This is a genomic window from Kitasatospora sp. NPDC127060 (assembly GCF_042724935.1).
GTDB lineage: Bacteria > Actinomycetota > Actinomycetes > Streptomycetales > Streptomycetaceae > Kitasatospora.
In genome coordinates, this window is sequence record NZ_JBHXEG010000111.1 from 1 (window position 1) to 25,161 (window position 25,161).

The 25,161-nt window shown below is 73.4% G+C and carries 14 protein-coding genes and 1 rRNA gene; 12 read left to right on the plus strand and 3 right to left on the minus strand.

Annotated features, from left to right (window positions below):
- Both rrf and ACFWIS_RS37125 read left to right on the plus strand, forming a co-directional pair.
- A 5S ribosomal RNA gene (gene rrf, locus ACFWIS_RS37120) occupies nt 1-92 on the plus strand; the annotation flags it as partial.
- A 61-nt stretch (nt 93-153) separates the two neighbouring features.
- A complete protein-coding gene (locus ACFWIS_RS37125) occupies nt 154-999 on the plus strand; it encodes a phosphatase PAP2 family protein (protein WP_380462138.1) in 846 nt (281 codons plus the stop codon).
- 13 nt (nt 1,000-1,012) lie between these two features.
- Here the strand turns inward: ACFWIS_RS37125 and ACFWIS_RS37130 are convergent, their stop codons facing one another.
- Nucleotides 1,013-1,576 carry a GPR1/FUN34/YaaH family transporter gene (locus ACFWIS_RS37130; protein WP_380462137.1) on the minus strand — a complete coding sequence of 188 codons (564 nt, stop codon included), beginning with the start codon at nt 1,574-1,576 and terminating at the stop codon, nt 1,013-1,015.
- Nucleotides 1,577-1,842: 266 nt separating this feature from the next.
- Nucleotides 1,843-4,404, minus strand: coding sequence for a SpoIIE family protein phosphatase (locus ACFWIS_RS37135; RefSeq protein ID WP_380462136.1), 2,562 nt, complete (start codon nt 4,402-4,404; stop codon nt 1,843-1,845).
- 581 nt (nt 4,405-4,985) lie between these two features.
- Here ACFWIS_RS37135 and ACFWIS_RS37140 point away from each other — a divergent pair.
- From ACFWIS_RS37140 to ACFWIS_RS37180, 9 genes are all read left to right on the plus strand, one after another.
- Nucleotides 4,986-9,500 carry a HAMP domain-containing protein gene (locus tag ACFWIS_RS37140; RefSeq protein ID WP_380462139.1) on the plus strand — a complete coding sequence of 1,505 codons (4,515 nt, stop codon included), beginning with the start codon at nt 4,986-4,988 and terminating at the stop codon, nt 9,498-9,500.
- 315 nt (nt 9,501-9,815) lie between these two features.
- On the plus strand, nt 9,816-10,451 hold the full coding sequence (locus ACFWIS_RS37145) for a response regulator (RefSeq protein ID WP_380462135.1): 636 nt from the start codon (nt 9,816-9,818) through the stop codon (nt 10,449-10,451).
- 148 nt (nt 10,452-10,599) lie between these two features.
- Nucleotides 10,600-13,281: a DNA translocase FtsK gene (locus ACFWIS_RS37150; RefSeq protein WP_380462134.1), complete on the plus strand. Its 2,682-nt coding sequence runs from the start codon at nt 10,600-10,602 to the stop codon at nt 13,279-13,281.
- Between the two features lie 316 nt (nt 13,282-13,597).
- A complete protein-coding gene (locus ACFWIS_RS37155; RefSeq protein WP_380462133.1) occupies nt 13,598-14,458 on the plus strand; it encodes a helix-turn-helix domain-containing protein in 861 nt (286 codons plus the stop codon).
- A gap of 96 nt (nt 14,459-14,554) precedes the next feature.
- A complete protein-coding gene (gene rimO, locus ACFWIS_RS37160; RefSeq protein WP_380462132.1) occupies nt 14,555-16,060 on the plus strand; it encodes a 30S ribosomal protein S12 methylthiotransferase RimO in 1,506 nt (501 codons plus the stop codon).
- Nucleotides 16,057-16,695, plus strand: a complete 639-nt coding sequence (gene pgsA / locus ACFWIS_RS37165; RefSeq protein ID WP_380462131.1) for a CDP-diacylglycerol--glycerol-3-phosphate 3-phosphatidyltransferase — start codon at nt 16,057-16,059, stop codon at nt 16,693-16,695. The genes rimO and pgsA overlap by 4 nt, the downstream gene beginning before the upstream one ends.
- A 15-nt stretch (nt 16,696-16,710) precedes the next feature.
- The gene (locus ACFWIS_RS37170; RefSeq protein WP_380462130.1) at nt 16,711-17,187 is read left to right on the plus strand and encodes a CinA family protein; all 477 of its coding nucleotides are present in this window, start codon (nt 16,711-16,713) and stop codon (nt 17,185-17,187) included.
- A gap of 313 nt (nt 17,188-17,500) precedes the next feature.
- Nucleotides 17,501-17,869, plus strand: a complete 369-nt coding sequence (locus ACFWIS_RS37175; protein ID WP_049660741.1) for a helix-turn-helix domain-containing protein — start codon at nt 17,501-17,503, stop codon at nt 17,867-17,869.
- Nucleotides 17,870-17,943: 74 nt separating this feature from the next.
- Entirely contained in the window at nt 17,944-18,243 is a 300-nt protein-coding gene (locus tag ACFWIS_RS37180) for a hypothetical protein (RefSeq protein WP_380462129.1), read from the plus strand.
- A gap of 72 nt (nt 18,244-18,315) precedes the next feature.
- Here ACFWIS_RS37180 and ACFWIS_RS37185 read toward each other — a convergent pair whose 3' ends face one another.
- Nucleotides 18,316-23,127, minus strand: a complete 4,812-nt coding sequence (locus ACFWIS_RS37185) for an ATP-dependent helicase (protein WP_380462128.1) — start codon at nt 23,125-23,127, stop codon at nt 18,316-18,318.
- 232 nt (nt 23,128-23,359) lie between these two features.
- Between ACFWIS_RS37185 and ACFWIS_RS37190 the strand changes: the two genes are divergently transcribed.
- Nucleotides 23,360-24,997 (plus strand): S8 family serine peptidase, encoded by a 1,638-nt coding sequence (locus tag ACFWIS_RS37190; protein WP_380462127.1) that lies wholly within the window; start codon nt 23,360-23,362, stop codon nt 24,995-24,997.
- Nucleotides 24,998-25,161: the final 164 nt, after the last annotated feature.

The window sequence follows — 25,161 nt, forward strand, 5'->3', positions numbered from 1 at the left end:
CGCCCGGTTACATTCCGAACCCGGAAGCTAAGCCTCACAGCGCCGATGGTACTGCAGGGGGGACCCTGTGGGAGAGTAGGACGCCGCCGAACAATCATTCCAAAAAGACCCCCTCCCATTCGGGAGGGGGTCTTTTTGCGTTACCCTCTGCGAATGCAGAACCTGACCCTGACCTGGCAGACCGCCGGGGGCGCCGCCGTCGTGCTCTACGGTGGCGCGTACGTCGCCGCGAGGGTCCGGAGGCCGGGGGTGTCGGCGCTGCTGCGGGAGGCCGGCACGCTGCTGGCGCTGTTCGCGCTCTGGCAGCTGGTGGGGCACCTGTCGGTGATGAGTGCGGACCACGCGCTGGACCGGGCGGGCTGGATCCACCGGACCGAGCGGGCGGTCGGGCTGCCGGACGAGGCGTCCTGGCAGGCGGCGGTCACGCCGTACCCGGTGCTGGTGCGGCTGGCGAACTACTACTACGCGGTCATGCACTTCGCGGTGATGCTGGGGGTGCTGCTCTGGGTCTTCCTGCGGCACCGGGAGCGCTACGCGTGGGTGCGCAACACGGTGGTGATCACCACTGCGGTCTGCCTGCTGGTGCAATTCGTCCCGGTGGCGCCGCCGCGGATGCTGCCGCAGAGCGGGTTCGTCGACGTGGCCGCCGAGTACGGGCAGTCGGTGTACGGCGGGGCGGTCGGCGGGGTGGTGGTGGCCGACCAGCTGTCGGCGATGCCCTCGGTGCACGTCGCCTGGTGCGTGCTGGCGGCGGTCGCGGTGGTGCGGGTGTCGTCGAGCCCGTTCCGCTGGCTGGTGGTGCTGCACCCGGTGCTGACGGTCGCGGTGGTCGTGGTGACGGCCAACCACTTCTGGGCGGACGGCATCGTCGCGGTCGCGATCCTGCTGTTCGCCTACGCCGTCCTGGCGTTGACGGCACGGCGACGGGGCCGGGCCTCCGTCGAGACGGAGACCCGACCCCGCGCCGGTGCCGAGGACCGGTCCCAGCAGGTCGGCTGAGAGCCCGGGCAGGTCACTTGACCGGCAGGGCGACCTTCCCCCAGGAGCCGTTGCTCAGGGCGGAGGTGGCCCAGTACCAGGCGGCGAGCCCGGCGACCGCGGCGATCCAGCCGGCCGCCTTGGCGAGGCCGCTGTAGCTGCCGAGGACGGCGATGGCGTTGAGCACCAGGGAGAGCGTGAAGAGGCCGTAGACGGCGCGGCTGAGCAGGCCCGCGCCCCAGCTGGCGGCGGTGAGGCTGAGGGCGAGCAGGGCCCACAGCAGCAGGAACAGTCCGACGGCGTTCTTGCTCGCGCCGCCCGCCATCGACCAGGTCGCCCAGAAGGCGCCGAGGCTGGTGAAGGCGGTGCCGGTGAAGCCCTCGCCGCCGCGGAGCTGCCACAGGCCCGCGATGAAGAGGGTGACGCCGCCGAGCAGATGGGCGAGGTGGGCCGCGTCCCCGACGCCGGTTCCGTGCAGGACCCCGGTGGAGAGCAGGCCGTAGGCGAGCAGTGTCAGGCCGAGGGCGAGGTAGCCGAGGTTACCCGCGTCGGCTCCGGTGGAGCGGGCGTTCGTTGCCCCGGTAGCGTCGTTGCTCACCGGAGGCTCCTTTCACTCTGGGCGCGCGCAGGGCGCAGTAACGCTTGGTGTCGTCTCGATGAGGGGATGCGCGCGACCGCGCCGGGGCGCACGGCGAAGGGCGTGCGCGGGCAGCGGTCAGAAGTGAGGTCAGAAGTGGTGGGCCGGCGGAGAGCCGCTGGTCACGTCCTCGTCGGGGGATTCCCCGGCGAGATCGGTGTACCCGGCACGGTCTGCTTGTACCCTTGTGAAGATAACAATTTGTGACGATGTCAGTTGTGGAATGCTCACGGCTGACGCTGGGTCGGAACCCGCAGCGTCAGGATCGCCATGTCGTCGGACGGCGGCTCCGGGGCGAAGCGCTCGACCGCGCGCTGCACCCGCATCGCGACCGCGCCGGCGGTCAGGCCGGTGCACCCGGTGAGTACCTCGGCGAGGCCGTCGTCGCCCAACATCCTTCGGCCCTCCCGGCGTTCGGTGACGCCGTCGGTGACGCAGAGCAGGACCTCGCCGGGGGAGAGCACCAGGTGCTCGGCGGTGAGTTCGAGGTCGTCCATGACACCGAGCAGCGGCTGCGGGGTGGCGGCCCGGTCGACCTGGCCGTCGGTGCGCAGCCTCAGCGGCAGCGGGTGGCCGGCGCAGACCAGGGACAGTTCGGTGCTGCCGTCCGGGCGGGGCGTCAGTTCGCCGTAGAGCAGGGTGAGGAAGCGGCTGCGCGAACCCTCGTCCAGGATGGCCGCGTTGAGCCGGCGCAGCACCTGCGGGGCGTCCAGGCCCTCGCGGGCGAGCAGCCGCAGCGAGTGCCGGGCCAGGCCGGTGACGGAGGCGGCCTCGGGGCCGGTGCCGCAGACGTCGCCGATGGCGAAGCCGTAGGTGCCCTCGCGGATGGTGAACAGGTCGTAGAAGTCGCCGCCGACCTCGTTGCCCTCGCCGGCGGCCTGGTAGTAGACGTCCACCTCGACGCCCGGGATCTCGGGCAGGTCCGGCGGCAGCAGGCTGCGCTGCAGGGCCTGGCTGGTGGCGGTGCGCTCGGAGTAGAGGCGGGAGTTGTCCAGGGCGAGGGCGGCCCGGCGGGAGAGGTCCTCGGCGAGTTCGAGGATCTCCTGGCGGAAGCGCACGCCGGCCGGGACGCCGAGGGCGAGCAGGCCGATCACCCGGTTGCGGGCGGTGAGCGGCAGGACGACGGTCTCGCCGAGCAGGCCGGCGAGTTCGGGGCTGTCGATGAGGCCGCGGGAGCGGGCCGTCTCGGTGGGCGCCGTCCAGAAGCGGACGCCGTGGGTGGGGCCGGCCTCGGGGGAGGCGGTCTTGTCGAGCAGGTCGCGCAGCGGGTCGATCCGGTCCTCGTCCTCGTGCAGCACGAAGGCGAGGCGGGCCGCGGAGCTGTGGTCGCCGTTGGTGTAGACGGCGCACCAGGAGGCGAGGGTGGGGACGGCCATCTGGGCCATCAGCGCCAGGGTCTGCTCGTGTTCGAGGGTGCCGGCCAGCAGGTCGGAGGCCTCGACGAGGAAGGAGAGCGAGCCGCGGCGCAGCCGTTCGAGCTCGGTCAGCCGGGTGCTCTCGACGGCCAGGGCGACCCGGTCGGCGGCGAACTGGAGGCGCAGCGCGTCCTCGTTGTCGTAGCGGCCGGGCGCGGCGGTGGCGATGCCGAGGGAGCCGATCAGGCGGCCCTCGACCTTGAGCGGCACGGTGACCAGGGAGCGCATGCCGCTGCCGGAGAGCAGCGGCAGGCCGGTGGGGCGGGAGTCGAGGTCCTCGTGGACGGAGGGCAGCCGGGCGGAGTCGTAGCGGTTGCCGGTCTCCACCGGGAAGCGGGTGTGCCGGCGGTGCCCGGTGGTCAGGCCGGTGGCGGCGCGGACCTCGAACTCGGCCTCGTCGTCGGTGGTGAGCAGCAGGTAGGCGGCGTCGGCGTCGAGCAGGTCGCGGGCGCGTTCCACGGTGCGCTGGAGCAGGGTTTCGAGGTCGTCGGTGGCGACCGGGCCGGCCAGCAGGTCGAGCCGGGGCCCGGTCGGGTCGGGGCGGTCGCCGGGCAGCGCGCGGGCGGGGGAGCGCAGCACGGCGCGGTCGGGTTCGAGGACGAGCAGACAGAGGGTGGAGGGGACGCCCTCGGTGTCGCGCACCCGCACCTGGACGCCGTAGACCTCGACCTCCTCGCCGTCGGGCCGGCGCACGCCGTAGCCGCCCTCCCAGCGGGCCAGCCGGAGGGTGTCGGTGAGGCCGAGGCCGCGGCCGGGGGCCTGCGGCCAGACCGCGAGGTCGGCCCAGGGGCGGCCGAGGACGGTGGCGGCGGGGTGCCGGAAGAGCGCCTCGGCGTCCGGGTTCCAGGCCAGCACGCGGCCGTCGTCGTCGAGTTGGACGACGGCGACGTGCACCGGGCCGGGGCCGCTGGGCAGGTCGCTGCCGGGGGTGGCGGGAACGGCGTAGCGGGTGCCGGTCACGTGTGCGGGCAGGGCGAGCCGGAACCAGACGGTCTTGCGCCCGGCCGCGTACTCGACGCCCCAGCGCTCGGCGAGGGCGGAGCACATCAGCAGGCCGCGGCCGCCCTCGCCGTCGGGGTCGGCGTAGCGGTCGGAGGCGGTGACGGGCCCGTCACCAAGGGAGGGCAGGCCGCGCTCGGGGTGGTGGTCGGTGACCTCGATCCGGACGGTCTCCTCCTCGCGGAGGCAGCCGACCTCGGCGGCGGTGCCGGCGTGCACGACGGCGTTGGTGACCAGTTCGCTGACCAGCACGACGGCGTCGTCGACGACCTCGGGCAGGCCCCAGCCGAGCAGCGCGTCCCGGACGAAGCTCCGGGCGGCGGCCGCGGACCGGCCGTCGGGGTCGAAGGTGGCGGCTGCGCGCGCGGTGACCACGTTGCCACTTCTCCTCTGCTGCTCTTGCCCTGACTGTCCGGGGTTCGGCGCCGACCTCCCCGTGCGCGCCGTCGGTGGGCGGCGCTGGGTCGGGCCGAGGCCCGGTGCAGCGCTCCACCCTACTTTCCGCTTGGTTCCCCGTGGGGGCGGGGCCGTGAAACAGGCACCAGAGGGTGATTCTGCCCACCTGTTTCGGACGGTGCGGGGACAACCGAGCGCAACCGGCCGTATACCCGATGCCAGTGCTGCCAGACTGGGGGGTCCGCGACGGCCGGTGGGAGCAGTACGGTCGTATGGGTGCCGGCGGGCCGTGGGTCCGGCCGGTGCGCAGCCCAGCCGGGCCGGTGCCCGGTTCGTGCCGTACCGGCGCGGCGGTCACCGGACAGTTCACACGATGTGGGAGGGGCCCGTTGAGTTCGGCCACCAAGGACGCCACCAAGGACGCAACCGGTACGACGCCGCCCGCTCCGCGCGGGGGGCGGTCCGGGACGGCGCCGCGGATCGCGGCCGGCCGGCGAGCGGCGCACAACCGCAGTGCGGAGCCGGCCGAGTTGCGCAAGTTGCTGGCCGCGCTGACGGCGATGCGGGACGGCAACTTCCGCCGCCGGCTGACCGTGCCGGGGGACGGGCCGCTGGCGGAGATCGCCGCGGTGTTCAACGAGGTCGCCGAGCGCAACCAGCACCTGACCGGTGAACTGGCCCGGGTGCGGCGGGCGGTGGGCCGCGAGGGCCGGCTGAACGAGCGGCTGGAGACCGGCGCGGGCGAGGGCGCCTGGATGGCGGCCGTCGACAACTGCAACGCGCTGATCGACGACCTGGCCCGCCCGATGGCCGAGGTGGGCCGGGTGCTGAGCTCGATCGCCGAGGGCGACCTGGACCAGAAGATGGAGCTGCGCTCGCTGCACAGCAACGGGGTGAGCCACCCGCTGCGCGGCGAGTACCTGAAGATCGGCCGGACCGTCAACGGACTGGTGGACCAGCTCTCGGAGTTCACCGACGAGGTGACCCGGGTGGCCCGCGAGGTGGGCACCGAGGGCAAGCTCGGCGGTCAGGCCAAGGTCCGTAGCGTGTCCGGCAGTTGGAAGGATCTGGCGGACTCCGTCAACACCATGGCGGGCCGGCTCACCGCCCAGGTGCGCAACATCGCCCAGGTGACCACCGCGGTCGCCAAGGGCGACCTGTCCCGCAAGGTGACCGTCGACGTGGCCGGCGAGATGCTGGAGCTGAAGAACACCGTCAACACGATGGTGGACCAGCTGAACGGCTTCGCCGCCCAGGTCACCACGGTGGCCCGGGACGTGGGCACCGAGGGCCGGCTCGGTGGCCAGGCGCAGGTGCCGGGCGTGGCCGGGGTGTGGCGCGAGCTGACCGACTCGGTGAACTTCATGGCCGACAACCTGACCGGCCAGGTGCGCAACATCGCCCAGGTGACCACGGCGGTGGCGCGCGGGGACCTCTCGCAGAAGATCGAGGTGGACGCCCGCGGCGAGATGCTGGAGCTGAAGAACACCATCAACACGATGGTGGACCAGCTCTCCGGCTTCGCGGAGCAGGTGACCCGGGTGGCCCGCCAGGTAGGCACCGAGGGCCGGCTCGGCGGTCAGGCCCAGGTGCCCTGGGCGGCCGGGGTGTGGCGGGACCTGACCGACAACGTCAACTTCATGGCGAACAACCTCACCGACCAGGTGCGCAACATCGCCCAGGTGACCACCGCGGTCGCCAAGGGCGACCTCTCGCAGAAGATCCAGGTGGACGCCCGCGGGGAGATCCTGGAGCTGAAGAACACCATCAACACGATGGTGGACCAGCTCTCCGCCTTCGCGGACGAGGTGACCAGGGTCGCCCGCGACGTCGGCACCGAGGGCATCCTCGGCGGCCAGGCGAGCGTGCCGGGGGTGTCCGGGACGTGGAAGGACCTGACCAACAGCGTCAACCTGATGGCCAACAACCTGACCAGTCAGGTGCGCAACATCGCCGAGGTGACCACGGCGGTGGCGCGCGGTGACGTGTCGAAGAAGATCACCGTCGACGCCCGGGGCGAGATCCTGGAGCTGGTGACCACCGTCAACACGATGGTGGACCAGCTGTCGGCCTTCGCGGACGAGGTGACCAGGGTCGCCCGTGAGGTGGGCACCGAGGGCATCCTGGGCGGCCAGGCGCGGGTGCGCGGGGTGTCGGGGATCTGGAAGGACCTGACCGACAACGTCAATTTCATGGCGTCGAACCTGACCGGACAGGTGCGCAACATCGCCGAGGTGGCCTCCGCGGTGGCCCGCGGCGACCTCTCCAAGAAGATCACCATCGACGCCCAGGGCGAGATCGCGACGCTCGCCGGGACCCTGAACACCATGGTCGACCAGCTGTCCGCGTTCGCCGTGGAGGTCACCAGGGTCGCCCGGGAGGTCGGCACCGACGGCACCCTGGGCGGCCAGGCGAGCGTGCCGGGCGTGGCCGGCATCTGGAAGGACCTGACCGACAACGTCAACCAGATGGCCAACAACCTCACCGGCCAGGTCCGCAACATCGCGCTGGTGATCACGGCGGTCGCCCGCGGCGACCTCTCGCAGAAGATCGACGTCGACGCGCGCGGCGAGATCCTCCAGCTGAAGACCAACATCAACACCATGGTCGACCAGCTCTCGGCCTTCGCCGACGAGGTCACCCGGGTCGCCCGCGAGGTGGGCACCGACGGGCGGCTCGGCGGCCAGGCCCGGGTGCCCGGGGTGGACGGCACCTGGCAGGACCTCACCGAGTCGGTGAACGAGCTGGCCAACAACCTGACCCGGCAGGTGCGCGCGATCGCCCAGGTCGCCACCGCGGTGACCAGGGGCGACCTGAGCCTGCGGATCGACGTGGACGCCGCCGGTGAGCTCGACGAGCTCAAGGACAACATCAACCAGATGATCGCCAACCTGCGCGAGACCACCCGCACCAACCAGGAGCAGGACTGGCTCAAGACCAATCTGGCCCGGATCTCCGGCCTGCTGCAGGGCCGCCGGGACCTGGAGGCCGTCGCCTCGTTGATCATGACCGAGCTGACCCCGGTGGTCTCCGCCCAGCACGGCGCCTTCTTCCTGGCCCAACCGGCCGGTCGGACCGCCGAACTGATCACCGAGGACGACGACGAGAACGACACGGTGCTGCGGCTGATCGGCAGCTACGGCTACCAGCGGCGGGCGATGCCGACCACCTTCCGGCCGGGCGAGTCGCTGATCGGCCAGGCCGCGGTGGAGAAGCGGGCGATCATCGTCAAGGAGGCGCCGCCCGGGTACCTCAAGATCGCCACCGGCCTCGGCGAGGCCTCGCCGGCCCACATCGTGGTGCTGCCGGTGCAGTTCGAGGGCCGGCTGCTGGGCGTGATCGAGCTGGCCACCTTCAGCTCCTTCACCACCGTCGCACTGGACTTCCTCAACCAGATCGCCGACCTCATCGGCGTCACCGTCAACACCATCAGCGTCAACACCAAGACCGAGGGGCTGCTGCTGGAGTCCCAGCGGCTCACCGCCGAACTCTCCATGCGCTCAGCCGAGTTGGAGGCCCGCCAGGAGGAACTGGAGCGCACCAACGAGGAGTTGCAGGAGAAGGCCGAGCAACTGGCCCAGCAGAACCGCGACATCGAGATCAAGAACAGCGAGATCGAGGAGGCCCGGCAGGTCCTGGAGGAGCGCGCCGAACAGCTCGCCCTGGCCTCCCGGTACAAGAGCGAGTTCCTCGCCAACATGTCGCACGAGCTGCGCACCCCGCTCAACTCGCTGCTGATCCTGGCCAAGCTGCTCTCCGACAACAACGAGGGCAACCTCTCGCCCAAGCAGGTCGAGTTCGCCGACACCATCCACGGCGCCGGCTCCGACCTGCTCCAGCTGATCAACGACATCCTCGACCTGTCCAAGGTCGAGGCCGGCAAGATGGACGTCCGCCCGGCCCGGATCGCGCTGGTCCAGCTGGTCGACTACGTCGAGGCCACCTTCCAGCCGGTCGCCCTCGACAAGAACCTGGACTTCGCGGTGCGGATCTCGCCCGCCCTGCCGGTCACCCTGCACACCGACGAGCAGCGGCTCCAGCAGGTGCTGCGCAACCTGATCTCCAACGCCGTCAAGTTCACCGACACCGGCGGCGTCGACTTCTCGATCAGCGCGGCCGGCCGGGACGTCCCCCAGCACGTGCGCGAGCGGCTGCTGGAGTTCGGTTCGATCCAGGGCCCGGACGACGAGCTGATCGCCTTCTCCGTCTCCGACACCGGCATCGGCATCCCCAGCAACAAGCTGCGGGAGATCTTCGAGGCGTTCAAGCAGGCCGACGGCACCACCAGCCGCAAGTACGCCGGCACCGGCCTCGGGCTGTCGATCAGCCGCGAGATCGCCCGGCTGCTCGGCGGCGAGATCCACGCCGAGAGCGAGCTGGGCAGGGGCTCGACCTTCACGCTCTACCTGCCGCTGCGCACCGACGCCCCGGACGCCGCCACCGAGCGCCAGGGCGGCGCGAACCCGCCCGCGCTGCGCGCCACGGTCGGGGTGACCCCGGTGGGCCTGCCGGTGCCGGTCGGCGAGAGCCCGGCCGACCACTGGGCCCAGGAGGTCCGGGAGCTGGCCGAGGAGCGCCGTCGCGGCGCGGTGGAGCGGCGGCGCAGCGCCGCCCTGGAGAGCGCCGCCGCCCCGCGGGCGGTGGAGCCAGCCCAGCAGTTCCGGCCGGCCCGCGGCGACACCCGCTTCGACGGCCAGCAGGTGCTGATCGTGGACGACGACGTGCGCAACGTGTTCGCCCTGACCAGCGTGCTGGAGCAGCACGGACTGACCGTCCTGTACGCGGAGAACGGCCGCGAGGGCATCGAGATGCTGGAGCAGCACGAGAACGTGTCGCTGGTCCTGATGGACATCATGATGCCGGAGATGGACGGCTACGCGACCACCGAGGCGATCCGCCGGATGCCCCAGTTCGCGGGCCTGCCGATCATCGCGCTGACCGCCAAGGCGATGAAGGGCGACCGGGAGAAGTCCCTGGAGGCGGGTGCCACCGACCACATCACCAAGCCGGTGGAGACCGACCACCTGCTGTCGGTGATGTCCGAGTGGCTGAACGGCGACCGCGCGAGTGAGTGAGTGAGCGAAGCGCGTGAGCCGTCGACGGGCGCGGCCGGTGCGGCGTGAACCCCGCGGTTCGCGCCTGCCGGTCGGCCGGTTTGCTGGCGGTCGGGCCCGGGAACCCGGTAGGGTCACCGAGCGTTGCGAACAGTGACCGGACGGCGACACGCTGCTGAGCGTGCGCCGGAGCACTGGCTGCGCGCCGTTCCGGATCGGGTCACGACGGAGCGATGTGCCGGGCGAGGGGGTGCGGCTAGCATGACCGGGGTAGCGGTGGGCAGTACGCGGGTGCCCACACCGGGCGGCAGGCAGGCGACAGGAGGGCGAGCCCCGATGCAGAAGGCGAAGATCCTCCTGGTCGACGACCGGCCGGAGAACCTCCTGGCGCTGGAGGCGATCCTCTCCGCCCTGGACCAGACGCTGGTGCGCGCCGCCTCCGGCGAGGAGGCGCTCAAGGCGCTGCTGACCGACGACTTCGCGGTGATCCTGCTGGACGTCCAGATGCCCGGGATGGACGGCTTCGAGACCGCCGCCCACATCAAGCGCCGCGAGCGCACCCGGGACATCCCGATCATCTTCCTGACCGCGATCAACCACGGCCCGCACCACACCTTCCGGGGCTACGCGGCCGGCGCGGTGGACTACATCTCCAAGCCCTTCGACCCGTGGGTGCTGCGCGCCAAGGTCTCGGTCTTCGTCGACCTGTACGTCAAGAACTGCCAGCTGAAGGAGCAGGCCGCGCTGCTGCGGCTGCAGTTGGAGGAGGGCGGCGGCGAGCCGGCCCTCGGCGGGGCGCTGCTCGGCGAGCTGTCCGCGCGGCTGGCGGCGGTCGAGGAGCAGGCGGAGGCGCTGGGCAAGCAGCTGGACGGGGCCGAGGACGCCGGGGTGGCCGCCACCGCGGCGCACCTGGAGCGCAAGCTCGCCGGACTGCGCCGGGCCCTGGACGCGATGCGCCCCGGCAGCGCCTAGTCCGGTCGTCTGAGGTTCACCCGCCCGAGTGGTCCGCTGCGGCGTCCGGGTGAATCCCGGTCAGCGTGACGGTGTGTCTGCGACACGGCGGGGCGCCCCGGCTCGACCGCATGGGCACTGCTCGCCCGCCCCGGTAGGCTGCTGACCCATGGCCACTCGTACGCCCGGAAACGCCGCACGCAAACCGAGTCCGGGACCGTCCAAGAAGGCCGCGGCCAAGGCCCCGGGCAAGCCGCCCGCCAAGAAGGCGGCCGCCCGCCGGGCCCCCGCGAAGAAGGCGGCGGCCAAGTCCGCCCCGCCGCCCCCGCCGCGCCGCTCGGTGTTGATGGGCGCGCTCAACGCGATCGCCAGCCCGATCGCCGCGATCTTCCGCGGCTTCGGCGACGGCGCCAAGAACCTGCACCCGGCCCACCGCAAGGACGGGCTGGGCCTGCTGCTGTTCGGGCTCGCGCTGGTCGTCGCCGCCGGCACCTGGTTCAGCTCGGAGGGCTGGCTGAACGGGGCGGCCACGGCGGTGGTGTCCGGGCTGTTCGGGCGGCTCGACGTGCTGGTGCCGTTCCTGCTGGCCGGGATCGCGATCCGGCTCTGGCGCCACCCGGAGCTGCCGGAGGCCAACGGCCGGATCGTGATCGGGCTGAGCACCCTGCTGATCGGCATCCTCGGCCTGGTCCACATCGGCTGCGGCGCGCCCACCATGGGCAGCGGCGCCTCCCGGATAAGGGCGGCCGGCGGGATCATCGGCTGGGCCGCTTCCACCCCGATGATGGCCGCGGCCGGTGCGGTGCTGGCCGTGCCGCTGCTCCTGCTGCTGGCCTTCTTCGGTCTGCTGGTGGTCACCGCCACCCCGGTCAACCGGATCGGCGAGCGGGTGCGCGGGCTGGGCGTGCGGCTCGGGGTGGTGGAGCCCGGGGCCGAGGACGAACTGCGCTGGGGGCGTACGCCGGAGCACGAGCCGTCCACCGATCCGCCGGAGGACGCCGATCCGGATGCGCTGCCCTTCACCGTGGACACCGACGGTGACGGCCCGACCGACGAGGTGGCCGCCCGCCGGCGCCGCCGCCGGCGCAAGCCGGCCGCCGGGGACGACGAGGAGCAGCCGGAGACCGTGCGGGTCTCGCTCGACAAGGAGCCGCTGGACCCGTACGCCACCCGCGACCTCGCCGCCGGCGCGGCCGCCGACCTGGACGGCGCGCTGGTCTACGGCGTCCCCGCCTCCTCGGCGGTGGCGGACATGATGCACCAGGTCAAGGACCTCACCGCGGTGCCCGAGGAGCCCGCCGTCCCGGCCGCCCGCAGCGGCGGCCCGGGCGCGCCCGCGGAGCACGGCCCGGCGCCGGTGCGGATGGAGCAGCTCCAGCTCGGCGAGGGCGTCACCTACGCGCTGCCCTCGCTCGACCTGCTGGAGCGCGGCGGCCCGGCCAGGGCCCGCAGCGCCCTGAACGACGAGGTGGTGGCCCAGCTCACCGGTACCTTCGCCGAGTTCAAGGTCGACGCGAAGGTCACCGGCTTCACCCGCGGCCCGACGGTCACCCGCTACGAGGTCGAGCTCGGCCCGGCCGTCAAGGTGGAGCGGATCACCGCGCTCGCCAAGAACATCGCGTACGCGGTGGCCAGCCCGGACGTGCGGATCATCAGCCCGATCCCGGGCAAGTCGGCGGTCGGCATCGAGATCCCCAACCGGGACCGGGAGATGGTCAACCTCGGCGACCTGCTGCGCTCGCGCACGGCCGCCGAGGACACCCACCCGATGGTCGTCGGCATGGGCAAGGACGTCGAGGGCCACACCGTGATGGCCAACCTCGCCAAGATGCCGCACATCCTGGTCGCCGGTGCGACCGGCGCGGGCAAGTCGTCCTGCATCAACTGCCTGATCACCTCGATCCTGGCCCGCTCCACCCCGGACGAGGTGCGGATGGTGCTGGTCGACCCCAAGCGGGTCGAGCTGACCGCGTACGAGGGCATCCCGCACCTGATCACGCCGATCATCACCAACCCCAAGAAGGCCGCCGAGGCCCTCCAGTGGGTGGTGCGCGAGATGGACCTGCGCTACGACGACCTCGCGGCGTACGGGTTCCGGCACGTGGACGACTTCAACGCGGCGGTGAAGGCCGGAACGGTCACCCCGCCGCTGGGCAGCGAGCGGGAGCTGCGGCCGTACCCGTACCTGCTGGTGATCGTCGACGAGCTGGCCGACCTGATGATGGTGGCGCCGCGGGACGTCGAGGACTCGGTCGTCCGGATCACCCAGCTGGCCCGGGCGGCCGGCATCCACCTGGTGCTCGCCACCCAGCGGCCCTCGGTGGACGTGGTCACCGGTCTGATCAAGGCCAACGTGCCGTCCCGGCTGGCCTTCGCGACCTCCGCGATGGCCGACTCCCGGGTCATCCTGGACCAGCCCGGCGCGGAGAAGCTGATCGGCAAGGGCGACGCGCTGTTCCTGCCGATGGGCGCGAGCAAGCCGATCCGCATGCAGGGCGCGTTCGTCACCGAGGCGGAGATCGCCAAGGTGGTGCAGCACTGCAAGGACCAGCTGTCCGCGGTCTACCGGGACGACGTGACGGTCGGCGGCGGGCCGAAGAAGGAGATCGACGAGGAGATCGGCGACGACCTGGACCTGCTGATCCAGGCGGCCGAGCTGGTGGTCTCCACCCAGTTCGGCTCGACCTCGATGCTCCAGCGCAAGCTCCGGGTCGGCTTCGCCAAGGCGGGCCGGCTGATGGACCTGATGGAGTCGCGCGGGATCGTCGGCCCGAGCGAGGGCTCCAAGGCCCGCGACGTGCTGGTGAAGCCGGACGAGCTGGACGGGGTGCTGGTCACCCTGCGGGGCTGAGGGCGGCTCCGCAGGGCCCCCTGGAGGGCCCCGCAGGGCTGACGGGACGCCGCCTCCGAAGGGGTTCACTCGTTCGGAGGAGGGTAGGCGCGGAGCGGGGAACCGAATGCCCGTACGCCGCGTCACAGGCCGGGAAGCACACTCGGGCCGGAAGGACGTCGCGTCCCCGCGCGTCCCCGCTGACGACCGGTCAGCGGGGGGCCGGCCCCGGCCGGGGCGGGCGCGCGCATTCGGGCCCGTTCCGCTTGAGAAACGATCCGCCCACGCCCCTAGACTGTTCTCCAGCAGGTGGCCATCCGCTCGAAAGGCGTGCCCCGTGACCATCGGCAAGTCCTCCGACCGCGATAACGCCCCGTCGTCCGTCGAGCCGACCGACGACGCGGTGCAGGCGGCCGATGCCCCGAGCATCGGCCGGGTGCTGTCCGCCGCCCGGATCGAGGCGGGACTCACGGTGGACCAGGTGAGTACCGCCACCCGAGTGCGGGTGCCGATCGTCCATGCCATCGAGGAGGACGACTTCGGCCGCTGCGGCGGCGACTTCTACGCCCGCGGGCACATCCGCTCGATCGCCCACGCCGTCGGCGCGGACGGCGAGGCACTGGTGGCCCGCTACGACGCCGCCCACGGCGGCTCGCCGGCCTCCAAGCGCCCTGCCACCCAGCTGATCGACAGCGGCCCGATCAAGGTGCCCGGCCGCAGCCGGCCGAACTGGGCCGCCGCCATGGTCGCCGCGATCGTCGCGGTGGTCGTGCTGATCGGCTTCAACCTGGTGAGCGGCAAGGGCGGCCACGGGACCACCGGCTCCGCCAGCGCGCCGCTGCCCAGCGGCTCCGGCACGGGCTCGGTCGCCCCGGCCACCCCGACCGTCCAGCCGCCGGCGCCCGCGCCGAGCGCCGCGGCGATCGCCGCCGTCCCGGCCGACAAGGTCACCGTGAAGCTCGTCGCCGAGGGCACCAGCTGGGTCTCGGCGATGGACGGCAGCGGCAAGTCGCTGTTCCAGAACAACATCAGCAACGGCCAGGACCAGACCTTCACCGACCCCAAGCAGATCAAGTTGGTGCTCGGCAACGGCGGGGCCGTGCACGCGTACGTCAACGGCAAGGACCTCGGCGTCCTCGGCAAGGACGGCCAGGTGGTGCACGTCACGTACACCCCCGGAGACCCCCAGGCAGGCTGACCACGGGGCCCGTCGAGGGCGTCGATGATCAGCTGATCCGTGGCACGCGGCCTCCGGGGCGAACGGCACCGGAGGCCGCGCGTTAATCTTGGGCCTATGCCTGAACGCCGTACTGTCGCCCTTGTCACGCTCGGATGCGCCCGCAACGAGGTGGACTCCGAGGAACTCGCCGGGCGACTGGAAGCCGACGGCTGGTTGCTCGTCGACGATGCCGCCGAGGCCGATGTCGCCGTCGTCAACACCTGCGGCTTCGTCGAGGCCGCCAAGAAGGACTCCGTCGACGCCCTGCTGGAGGCCAACGACCTCAAGGGACACGGCCGCACCCAGGCCGTCGTCGCGGTCGGCTGCATGGCCGAGCGGTACGGCAAGGAGCTCGCCGACGCGCTGCCCGAGGCCGACGGGGTGCTCGGCTTCGACGACTACTCGGACATCTCCGACCGCCTGCAGACCATCCTCTCCGGCGGCCACCACGCCCCGCACATCCCGCGCGACCGCCGCAAGCTGCTGCCGATCAGCCCGGCCGAGCGGCAGTCCGCCGCCGAGGCCGTCGCGCTGCCCGGCCACGGCGCCGAGGCCGCCGCCGAGCCGATCTCCGACCTGCCCGCGGGCCTCGCCCCGGCCTCCGGCCCGCGCACCCTGCGCAAGCGGCTGGACGACAGCCCGGTCGCCTCGGTCAAGCTCGCCTCCGGCTGCGACCGCCGCTGCTCCTTCTGCGCCATCCCGGCCTTCCGCGGCTCCTTCATCTCCCGCCGCCCCTCCGACGTGCTGAACGAGGCCCAGTGGCTGGCCGGCGAGGGCGTCCGCGAGATCGTCCTGGTCAGCGAGAACAACACCTCGTACGGCAAGGACCTCGGCGACATCCGGCTGCTGGAGACGCTGCTCGGTGAGATCTCCGCCATCGAGGGGGTCGAGCGGGTGCGGGTCTCCTACCTGCAGCCGGCCGAGATGCGCCCCGGACTGATCGACGCGATGACCGGGACCACCGACGTGGTGCCCTACTTCGACCTGTCGTTCCAGCACTCGGCGCCCGCGGTGCTGCGCCGGATGCGCCGCTTCGGCTCCACCGACCAGTTCCTGCAGCTGCTGGGGACCATCCGGGACAAGGCCCCGCAGGCCGGCGCCCGGTCCAACTTCATCGTCGGCTTCCCCGGTGAGACCGAGGAGGACTTCGCCGAGCTGGAGCGCTTCGTCACCCACGCCGGGCTGGACGCGATCGGCGTCTTCGGCTACTCCGACGAGGACGGCACCGAGGCGGCCACCTACGACGGCAAGCTGCCCGAGGACGTCGTCGCCGACCGGCTGGACCGGCTGAGCCGGCTCGCCGAGGAGATGACCGCCCAGCGGGCCGAGCAGCGGATCGGCACCGAGGTCGAGGTGCTGATCGAGTCGATCGAGGACGGCGTGGTCGAGGGCCGCTCCGCCCACCAGGCCCCGGAGACCGACGGCCTGACCACCCTGCACGGCGTCGAGGACCCGCAGGTCGGGCAGTTCTGGCGGGCCACCGTGGTGGCCAGCGAGGGCGTCGACCTGATCGCCGAGGCGCTGGAGCAGGTGCGAGCGCCCAGGACCGCGGGGGCCGAGGCTCCGGGAGCCGGGGAATGACCAAGGGGCCCGGCGCCCCGGCCGCGGCCCACCCGGGCAGACCGGCGGCCGCGCTGCCGCCGGTGCCGGGCATCTGGAACATCGCCAACGTGCTCACCATGATCCGGGTGCTGCTGGTGCCGGTCTTCGTGGCACTGCTGTTCGCCGACGACGGGCACAACCCCAAGTGGCGGGCCGTGGCCTGGGCCGCGTTCGCGATCGCGATGATCACCGACCTGTTCGACGGTGAGCTCGCCCGCCGCAAGGGCCTGGTCACCGACTTCGGGAAGATCGCCGACCCGATCGCCGACAAGGCGATCATGGGCTCGGCGCTGATCGGCCTCTCGGTGCTCGGCGACCTGCCCTGGTGGGTCACCGTGGTGATCCTCGCCCGCGAACTCGGCATCACCCTGATGCGCTTCTGGGTGATCCGCTACGGCGTCATCCCGGCCAGCCGCGGCGGCAAGCTCAAGACGCTGACCCAGGGCACCGCGGTCGGCATGTACGTGCTGCCGCTGACCGGATGGCTGGCCACCGGGCGGGCCGTCCTGATGGCGCTGGCGGTGCTGCTGACCGTGGCCACCGCGCTGGACTACATCGGACAGGCGGTGCGACTGCGCCGCGAGGGCACGGCCGCGGAGCGCGCGGACCGGTAGGAACGGGGGACCTCGGTGACGGACTACCAGCTGGCCGAACGGGTGCACGCCGCACTGCGGGCCGAGGGCGGCACCCTGGCCGTCGCCGAGTCGCTGACCGGCGGGCTGCTGGCCGCCGCGCTGGTGGACGTCCCCGGGGCCTCGGCGACCTTCCGCGGCTCGGTCACCGCGTACGCCACCGAGCTGAAGGCCTCGGTGCTCGGTGTGGACGAGGGCCTGTTGGACGTGTACGGTCCGGTCCACCCGGTGGTGGCCCGGCAGATGGCCGAGGGCGTGCGCGGGCTGCTGGGCGCGACGTACGGGCTCGCGACGACCGGGGTGGCCGGTCCGGAGCCGCAGGACGGACAGCCGGTGGGCACCGTACACCTGGCGGTCGCGGGCCCGGGGGGAACTCTGGTCAGCTCTCCCCTGCTGTCGGGCGCGCGTGCCACAATCCGTCACGGGGCGGTGACCGCCGCACTGGAGCTGCTGGTCGGCCGGCTCACTCGATAGGGGCCCGCGGCCGGATCTCCACCGAACCGGGATCTGCCGAACGGGCGCGGGTATGGCACAGCTGGAGGATCGTGTTACATCCAACGGCCTGGTTGGGCAGAAACCAGGTGGCGAACGAGTTGCGTGACGGTGGCCGGGTGGGCCAGGTCGGGTACCACGAGGGGCCCGCGAACCCGGGTAGGACACCGGAACAAGGAGGGGGACGGCCTTGCAGCCCAGAGTGAACACGACCAGGGTCCCCGCACGCGAAGCGGGCAAGGCGGTACGGTGGGGACGTGACATCTCGATCCGCAGTCCGAGGAGGGAGGCACCGATGATCCTGCTCCGTCGCCTACTGGGCGATGTACTGCGTCGGCAGCGCCAGCGCCAGGGCCGCACACTCCGCGAGGTGTCGGCAGCAGCCAGGGTTTCGCTCGGATACCTCTCCGAGGTCGAGCGGGGACAGAAGGAGGCCTCTTCGGAGCTGCTCTCCGCCATCTGCGACGCACTCGATGTCCGGATGTCCGAGGTCATGCGCGAGGTCAGCGACGAACTGTCGCTCGCCGAACTTGCGGCGATGGCCACCCTCTCCGAAGGTGATCTGCTGAGGCCGGTACTCGAACCGGTTCCGCTGCCCGCCCCCGGCACCGACCGGGCGAACATGTCGCCCAAGGCCGCTGCGATGGACGTGGTCGCCGCCTGATCCCGGCCTCTGCCTCCCGGGCGCCCGTCCACGACGGGCACGAAAAGCCCCGGGGTGAACGGAGGAGGGCGGTCGTGCGAAGAGTCGCGACGGTGCGTGTGGTGGCCCGAATACGGCTGCGGATGCGGAGACCGGTGCCCCGGTCGGTCCGTTGGGTCCTGACGCTGCTGGTGGCAGGGCTCGCCTGGTGGCTGGTCGCCGTCCGGGGCCAGCTGGCCGACGGCGCGGTGCTCGGGCTCCTGGCGGCCGGTGGCTGGGGACTCGGTCTCATCCCGGTCCACGCCGACCGGAACGCGACCGGACCGGTCCGGCGCCCACGCGGGCGCGAGGAGGCCGTGGGCCGGGCGGAGGTACAGCCGCCGCCGATCGGGTGAATCGACGTGGCCGGAGGCCGCGGGGTCGTTGACTCCGCGGCCTCCGTGCTGTCCAGCCGCCCTCGCGGCGGGCTACGGCCTCAGCCGCAGGCCGCGGGGCATGGCGTGGAAGCCCGCCTCCTCCAGGGCGCGGCCCAGCTCGGAGCCCAGCGCCGGCTCGCCGTTGGCCCGCTCGACCGTGACGCTGCCGAGCGCGCCCGCGCGGACCGCCCCCGCGAGCGCCCCGGCGGCCAGCGCCAGGGTCGCGTCCTCCTCCGGCCAGGCCAGCAGGGACTTGCCGCCCCGCTCCACGTAGAGCGCCAGTTCGCCGTCCACCAGCACCACCAGGGCGCCCGCCTTGCGGCCGGGGCGGTGGGCCTTTGACTCCTTGGCGCCCGGGGCCCCGTCCTCGGCACCCGCAGTGGTGGGCGGCTCGGGCCAGGGCAGTGCCGCGCCGTAGGCGTTCGCCGGATCGGCGGCGGCCAGCACCAGCAGCTGCGGCGGCTCGGTGGCCGGGGCGGCCGGCCACTCGGTGGCCCGGGTCCGCTCCAGCCGGCCGTTGACCGAGCGCAGCCGGTCGGCCGCGCCCTCCATCGCGAACTGGGCGCCGCCCAAGCCCTCGACGAAGTAGCCCCGGCGGGCCCGGCCGCGCTCCTCCATCGCCGCCAGCACCCGGTACACCCCGGCGAAGCCGCCGGGCACCCGTTCGGCCGCCACCGTGCCGCGGGTGAGCAGACCGTGCCGGTCCAGCAGGCTCTGCGCCCGGGCGGTGGCCCGGACCGTCGGATCGGTGGCGAAGGCGGGCAGCAGCGACCAGCGGCCGGCCACCGTCGGCGGGCCGCTGTGCAGTGCCCCGCCCGTCCGGCCGAAGGCGCGGCCCGCACCGCCGTAGCGGCCGCGCGGGGTGGCCCGGGGGGCGCGGTGGGCGGTGGCGCCCGCCGTCCGGCCGGAGCCGAGCAGGGCGCGCAGCGGGGCCAGGGTGTCGTTGCTGACGTACCCGGCCCAGACCAAGTCCCACAGCGCCTCGACCACCTCCGGCTCCGGCGCCTCCTCCGGCAGCTGCTGGACGAGCTGGCGGAAGAACAGCCCGTAGCCGCCGGCCAGGGCCTGCATCAGGGCGCTGTGCAGCGGGGTGAGCGCGGGCAAGACCGGCTCGGGGCGCAGCAGGTGGGCGTTCTCGGCCAGGTGCAGGCTGAGCCAGCCGTCCTTGCCGGGCAGCGCGCCGGCGCCGCACCAGCCGATCTCACCGGCCGCCATCAGCTCGTCCAGCAGGCCGGGGGAGTAGTCGGCGAGCCGGGCCGGGAGGATCAGCTTCTCCAGCGCGGAGGCGGGCAGCGCGGTGCCCTGGAGCTGCTCGACCACCCGGAGCAGGCCGTCCGGGCCGCGCAGCCGGTGGCCGCCCAGGTGCTGCCACTGCGGGAGGAAGGCTGCCAGGGCGCGCGGCGGGACGGCCTCGACCTCCTGGCGCAGCGCCGCCAGCGAGCGGCGTCGCAGCCGGCGCAGCACCTCGGCGTCGCACCACTCGGGGGCGGTGTGCCACTCGGCGGCGGTGTGGCCCTCGGCCGGGAGGAACTGGCCCTGCACCAGGCGGCCGGCGGCGGTGAGCCGCTGGAGGGTGCCGGTGACGACCGCGGTGCCCAGGCCGTAGCGGGCGGCCGCCCCGGCGGCGGTGAACGGGCCGTGGGTCCGGGCGTGCCGGGCCAGCAGATCGCCCAGTGGGTCCTTGACCGGCTCGGTGAAGGCCTCGGGGACGCCGACCGGCAGCGGGGTGCCCAGCGCGTCGCGCAGCCGTCCGGCGTCCTCGATCGCGGCCCAGCGCTGCTCGCCGGCGATCCGGACCTGGATCACCCGGCGGGCTGCCTCCAGCTCCAGGGCCCAGAGCGGCTCGGCGCCGCGCGCGGTCAACTCGGCCTCGGTGAGCGGGCCGAGCAGCCGCAAGACATCGGCCACGCCCTCGGCGTCCTTGATCCTGCGCTCGGGGGTGAGGCGTTGGAGCTCGGCCTCCAGCTCGGCGAGCACCTGGGGATCGAGCAGCTCGCTCAACTCGGCCTGGCCGAGCAGCTCGGACAGCAGCCGGGAGTCGAGCGAGAGGGCGGCGGCCCGGCGTTCGGCGAGCGGGGAGTCGCCCTCGTAGAGGAACTGGGCGACGTAGCCGAAGAGCAGTGAGCGGGCGAACGGTGAGGGCTCGGGGGTGGTGACCTCGACCAGGCGGACCGCGCGGGACTCCAAGTCCCCCATCAGCTCGACCAGGCCGGGGACGTCGAAGACGTCCTGCAGGCACTCCCGGACAGCCTCCAGGACGATCGGGAACGAGCCGTACTCGGAAGCGACTTCGAGCAGCTGGGCGGCGCGCTGACGCTGCTGCCAGAGCGGGGTGCGGCGGCCAGGGCTGCGGCGGGGGAGCAGCAGGGCGCGGCCGGCGCACTCGCGGAAGCGGGAGGCGAACAGGGCGGAGCCGCCGACCTGGTCGGTGACCAACTGCTCGATCTCGTCGGCCTCGAACAGGGCGGCGTCGGCGCCGACCGGGGCCTCGTCGGAGGCCGGACCGGCTGGTTCCGAAGGACTGCTGAAATCGAAGTCGGGGGAGAGCAGGTCGGCGTCCGGGAGGCGGAGCACGATGCCGTCGTCGGCGTGCATGACCTGGGGGTCCAGACCGTGCTTCTCACGCAGCCGGGCTCCGAGGGCGAGGGCCCAGGGGGCGTGCACCTGGGCGCCGAAGGGGGAGTGGATGACGATCCGCCAGTCGCCGAGCTCGTCCCGGAAGCGCTCCACCACGATGGTGCGGTCGTCGGGGAGGTGACCGCAGGCCGTCCGCTGCTCGGCGAGGTAGTCCAGCAGGTTGGCGGCGGCCCAGTCGTCCAGGCCGGCCCGCTTGAGGCGCTCGGTGGCGGCCTCGGGCGGGAGGGCGCCCAGCTCGCGGGTGAACGCGCCCAGGGCGCGGCCGAGTTCGAGCGGGCGGCCGAGGGTGTCGCCCTTCCAGAACGGGAGTCGGCCGGGGACGCCGGGGGCGGGGGTGACCAGCACCTTGTCGTGGGTGATCTCCTCGATCCGCCAGGAGGTGGTGCCGAGGGTGAAGACGTCGCCGACGCGGGACTCGTAGACCATCTCCTCGTCCAGCTCGCCGACCCGGCCGCCGCCCTTTCCGCCCTTTCCGCTCTCTCCGCCCGTCTTCGCGTCGGCAGCGGCGCTGCCGGCGATGAAGACGCCGAACAGGCCCCGGTCGGGGATGGTGCCGCCGGAGGTGACGGCCAGTCGCTGGGCGCCGGGGCGGCCGGTCACCGTGCCGGCCACCCGGTCCCAGACCACCCGGGGGCGCAACTCGGCGAAGGCGTCCGAGGGGTAGCGGCCGGCCAGCATGTCGAGCACGGCGTCGAAGGCGGACTGGGGGAGGGTGGCGAAGGGCGCGGCACGGCGGACCACGGTGAGCAGTTCGTCCACCGGCCACGTGTCCAGGGCCGTCATCGCGACCAGTTGTTGGGCGAGCACGTCCAGCGGGTTGCGCGGGATGCGCAGGGCCTCGATCCGGCCCGTCCGCATCCGCTCCGTCACCACGGCGGACTGCACCAAGTCGCCCCGGTACTTCGGGAAGAAGACGCCGGTGGACACCGCGCCGACCTGGTGGCCGGCCCGGCCGACCCGCTGCAGGCCGGAGGCGACCGAGGGCGGGGACTCGACCTGGACGACCAGCTCGACGGCGCCCATGTCGATGCCCAGCTCCAGGCTGGAGGTGGCGACCACGGCGGGCAGCCGGCCGGCCTTCAACTCCTCCTCGACGAGCGAGCGCTGCTCCTTGGAGACGGAACCGTGGTGGGCCCGGGCGATGACCGCGGGCGCGCCCTTGGCGGCGCCCGAGCCGCCCATCAGCTGGGCCGGGGCGTGCGCCCCCGGGATGGCCGCGCCGGTGGCGCGCTCGTGGGCGATCTCGTTCAGCCGGTTGCACAGGCGCTCGGCCAGGCGGCGGGAGTTGGCGAAGACGATGGTCGAGCGGTGCGCCTCGACCAGGTCGACGATCCGCTCCTCGACGTGCGGCCAGATGGACTGCCGGCGCTGCGGGTCGGACTCGGCGGCTCCGCCGGCGGCCGGGGCGGCAGGCAGGTCGTCCAGGTCGGGGACGGGGACGACCACCGAGAGGTCGAACTCCTTTTCGGCGGGCGGCTGGACGACGACCGCGCCGCGCTGCGGGCTCAGGAAGCGGGCCACCTCCTCCACCGGGCGGACGGTCGCGGACAGGCCGATCCGGCGGGCCGGGCGGTCCAGCAGCTCGTCCAGCCGCTCCAGGGTGAGCGCCAGGTGGGCGCCGCGCTTGGTGCCGGCGACCGCGTGCACCTCGTCCAGGATCACCGTGTCCACCCCTCGCAGGGCCTCCCGGGAGGCCGAGGTGAGCAGCAGGAAGAGCGACTCGGGGGTGGTGATCAGGATGTCCGGCGGGTGGGTGGCGAAGCGGCGGCGATCGGCGGCCGGGGTGTCGCCGGAGCGGATCGCGACCTTGACCTCGGGCTCGGGCAGGCCCAGCCGGACGGCGGCCTGGCGCAGGCCGGTCAGCGGGGCGCGCAGGTTGCGTTCGACGTCCACCGCGAGGGCCTTGAGCGGGGAGACGTAGAGCACCCGGCACCGGCGCTTGGGCTCGGCGGGGGGCGGGGTGCTGCTGAGCCGGTCGAGGGCGGAGAGGAAGGCGGCCAGCGTCTTGCCGGAGCCGGTGGGGGCGACCACCAGGACGTCCGTCTCCCGCTGGATGGCGCGCCAGGCCTCGGACTGGGCGGTGGTGGGGGCGGAGAAGGCACCGGTGAACCAGGCCCGGGTGATCGGGGCGAACCCGGCCAGGGGGTCGGCGGGCTGGGGCGCGTCGGGCTGGGGCGCGTCGGGCTCGGGTGTGTCGGCGGGTGGGGTCGGGTGCTGGGGCGCCATGCCCCCATGGTGCCGGGTGGGACTGACAAGTGAGGTGGGACGCGGGGGCGCGAGGACGCGACGGTACGAGGGGGGCGGGGGTGCGAGCGGGCGAGCGGGCGAGCGGCGGGGGGTGTAGTTGCGGGGGCGGGAATGATGATCGGCTCATATGGTGAGGAATCGGGCGCGTGATCAGACCGTGACCGGGCCGTAGGGGTGCGGCCTCACCGGACCGACGAGCGGAGAGCGTGGGATGGCGCAGGCGCACCAGTCCGGGCGCGTCGGAGTGGGCCGGCACCGGCGGGTCCGTCGCCGCAGGGTCGGCGGGCCCGTCCGGGTGCTGCTGGCGATGCTGCTCGCGGCGCTGGCGCTGGGCGGCGCCGTGCCGTACGTGTCCGGGCCCGCGCGGGCGTACCTCAGCTACCTGGTGCTGGCCGTGCAGGATGACGCCGCGGGGGCCGCCCGGGCGGGGGCGGAGAGCCGGGCGGCCGGCGGACAGGTGGTGCAGGCGTACCCGCAGATCGGGGCGGTGCTGGCGTACGCGACCGGGGGCTTCGCGGACAGGGTGCGTGCGCGGCCCGGGATCGCGGCGGTCGGGGCGACGCGGACGGTGCCGGTGGTGGGGCCGCCGCGGGCGGTGGCCGGGGCGGGGGACTTCGCGGCGGGAGGACGGGGTGGGGGGTCGGAGGGGCGGAGCTCGGAGGGGCGGGGCTCGGAGGGGCGGGGCTCGGTGGGGCGGAGCTCGGAGGGGCGGGGCTCGGTGGGGCGGGGCTCGGAGGGGCGGAGTTCGGAGGGGCGGAGTTCGGAGGGGCTGGATGACGAGGGGACGGTGACGGTTCCGGATCCGGCGGAGGGCGGGGAGTGGAACCTCGCCATGATCCACGCGGCGTCGGGGCCGACCGGGGATACGGCGGCCGGGGGCGCGCCGGGCGCGGATGCGCTGCGGAAGGTACTGGTCGCGGTGCTGGACTCGGGCGTCGACGACACCCACCCGGACCTGCGGGCGGCCGTCGACCCGAAGGCCTCGGTCTCCTGCGCCGACGGCCGTCCTGATGCCCGGACCGGCTCCTGGCGGCCCGACCCCGGAGTCGGGGAGAGCGGGCACGGCACCCACGTCGCCGGGATCATCGGCGCGGCCGGGGCGGGGAAGGGCGTCACCGGGGTCGCCCCCGGGGTGCGGATCGCCGCGGTTCGGCTGCTCGGGCCGCTCGGGCAGTACTACGCGGAGAACATCGTCTGCGGGATGCTCTGGGCCGCCGACCACGGGGCCAAGGCGATCAACGACAGCTACTTCGCCGACCCGTGGAAGTACAACTGCCCCGAGGACCGCGACCAGGCCGCGCTGATCACCGCCGTCGGCCGGGCCGTCGGGTACGCCCGGCGCAAGGGTGCGGTGGTGGTCGCCTCCGCCGGCAACGACGGGCAGGACCTCGGCGCCGCCCGGACCGACGAACGCAGCCCCAACGACCGGGTCTCCGAGCCGGCCCAGAGCCGCCACCTGGGCACCGAGTGCATCCGCCTTCCCGGCGAACTGCCCGGGGTCGTCACCGTGACCGCCGTCAACCGGGACGGGCATCCGTCCTCGTACACCAACTACGGGCGCGGCCGGGTCTCGCTGGCAGCCCCTGGCGGGGATCCGGACGGCGGGGCGCAGGGGGCGATCATCTCGGACTGGCCGGGCGGGCAGTACGCGGCGCTGGCGGGGACCTCGATGGCGGCGGCGCACGTGACGGGGGCGGTGGCGGTGGCGGCGGCGCTGCATCCGGGGTTCGGGGCGGGGCAGCTGGCGGAGTTGTTGGCGGTCACGGCGGCGGGAGGGTGTCCGGTGGGGATGGGGGGGTGTGGGGATCGGCGGTATTTCGGGGTGGGGGTGCTGGGGGTGCCGCGGTGAGGGGTTCTGGGGGTGTTCGGCGGGGTTCGGGGCGGGGTGGGGGCGCTGCGGGGGGCTGTTGTTGGGGGGGCTTTCGGGAGGGTGGGTGGTGCCGGGGGCGGTTCCGGGGGTGGGTGCTCCGGGGGCTGGGTGATTTTCGGACCGCCGACCCTGTGGGCAGTTGT

Excerpts from the sequence above, each read along its gene's own strand:
- pgsA (WP_380462131.1), top strand. The coding sequence starts at position 16,057 with ATGACCAAGGGGCCCGGCGCCCCGGCCGCGGCCCACCCGGGCAGACCG.
- ACFWIS_RS37175 (WP_049660741.1), top strand. The coding sequence starts at position 17,501 with ATGATCCTGCTCCGTCGCCTACTGGGCGATGTACTGCGTCGGCAGCGC.
- rimO (WP_380462132.1), top strand. The coding sequence starts at position 14,555 with ATGCCTGAACGCCGTACTGTCGCCCTTGTCACGCTCGGATGCGCCCGC.
- ACFWIS_RS37145 (WP_380462135.1), top strand. The coding sequence starts at position 9,816 with ATGCAGAAGGCGAAGATCCTCCTGGTCGACGACCGGCCGGAGAACCTC.
- ACFWIS_RS37190 (WP_380462127.1), top strand. The coding sequence starts at position 23,360 with ATGGCGCAGGCGCACCAGTCCGGGCGCGTCGGAGTGGGCCGGCACCGG.
- ACFWIS_RS37125 (WP_380462138.1), top strand. The coding sequence starts at position 154 with ATGCAGAACCTGACCCTGACCTGGCAGACCGCCGGGGGCGCCGCCGTC.
- ACFWIS_RS37185 (WP_380462128.1), bottom strand. The coding sequence starts at position 23,127 with ATGGCGCCCCAGCACCCGACCCCACCCGCCGACACACCCGAGCCCGAC.
- ACFWIS_RS37140 (WP_380462139.1), top strand. The coding sequence starts at position 4,986 with ATGCGGGACGGCAACTTCCGCCGCCGGCTGACCGTGCCGGGGGACGGG.
- ACFWIS_RS37150 (WP_380462134.1), top strand. The coding sequence starts at position 10,600 with ATGGCCACTCGTACGCCCGGAAACGCCGCACGCAAACCGAGTCCGGGA.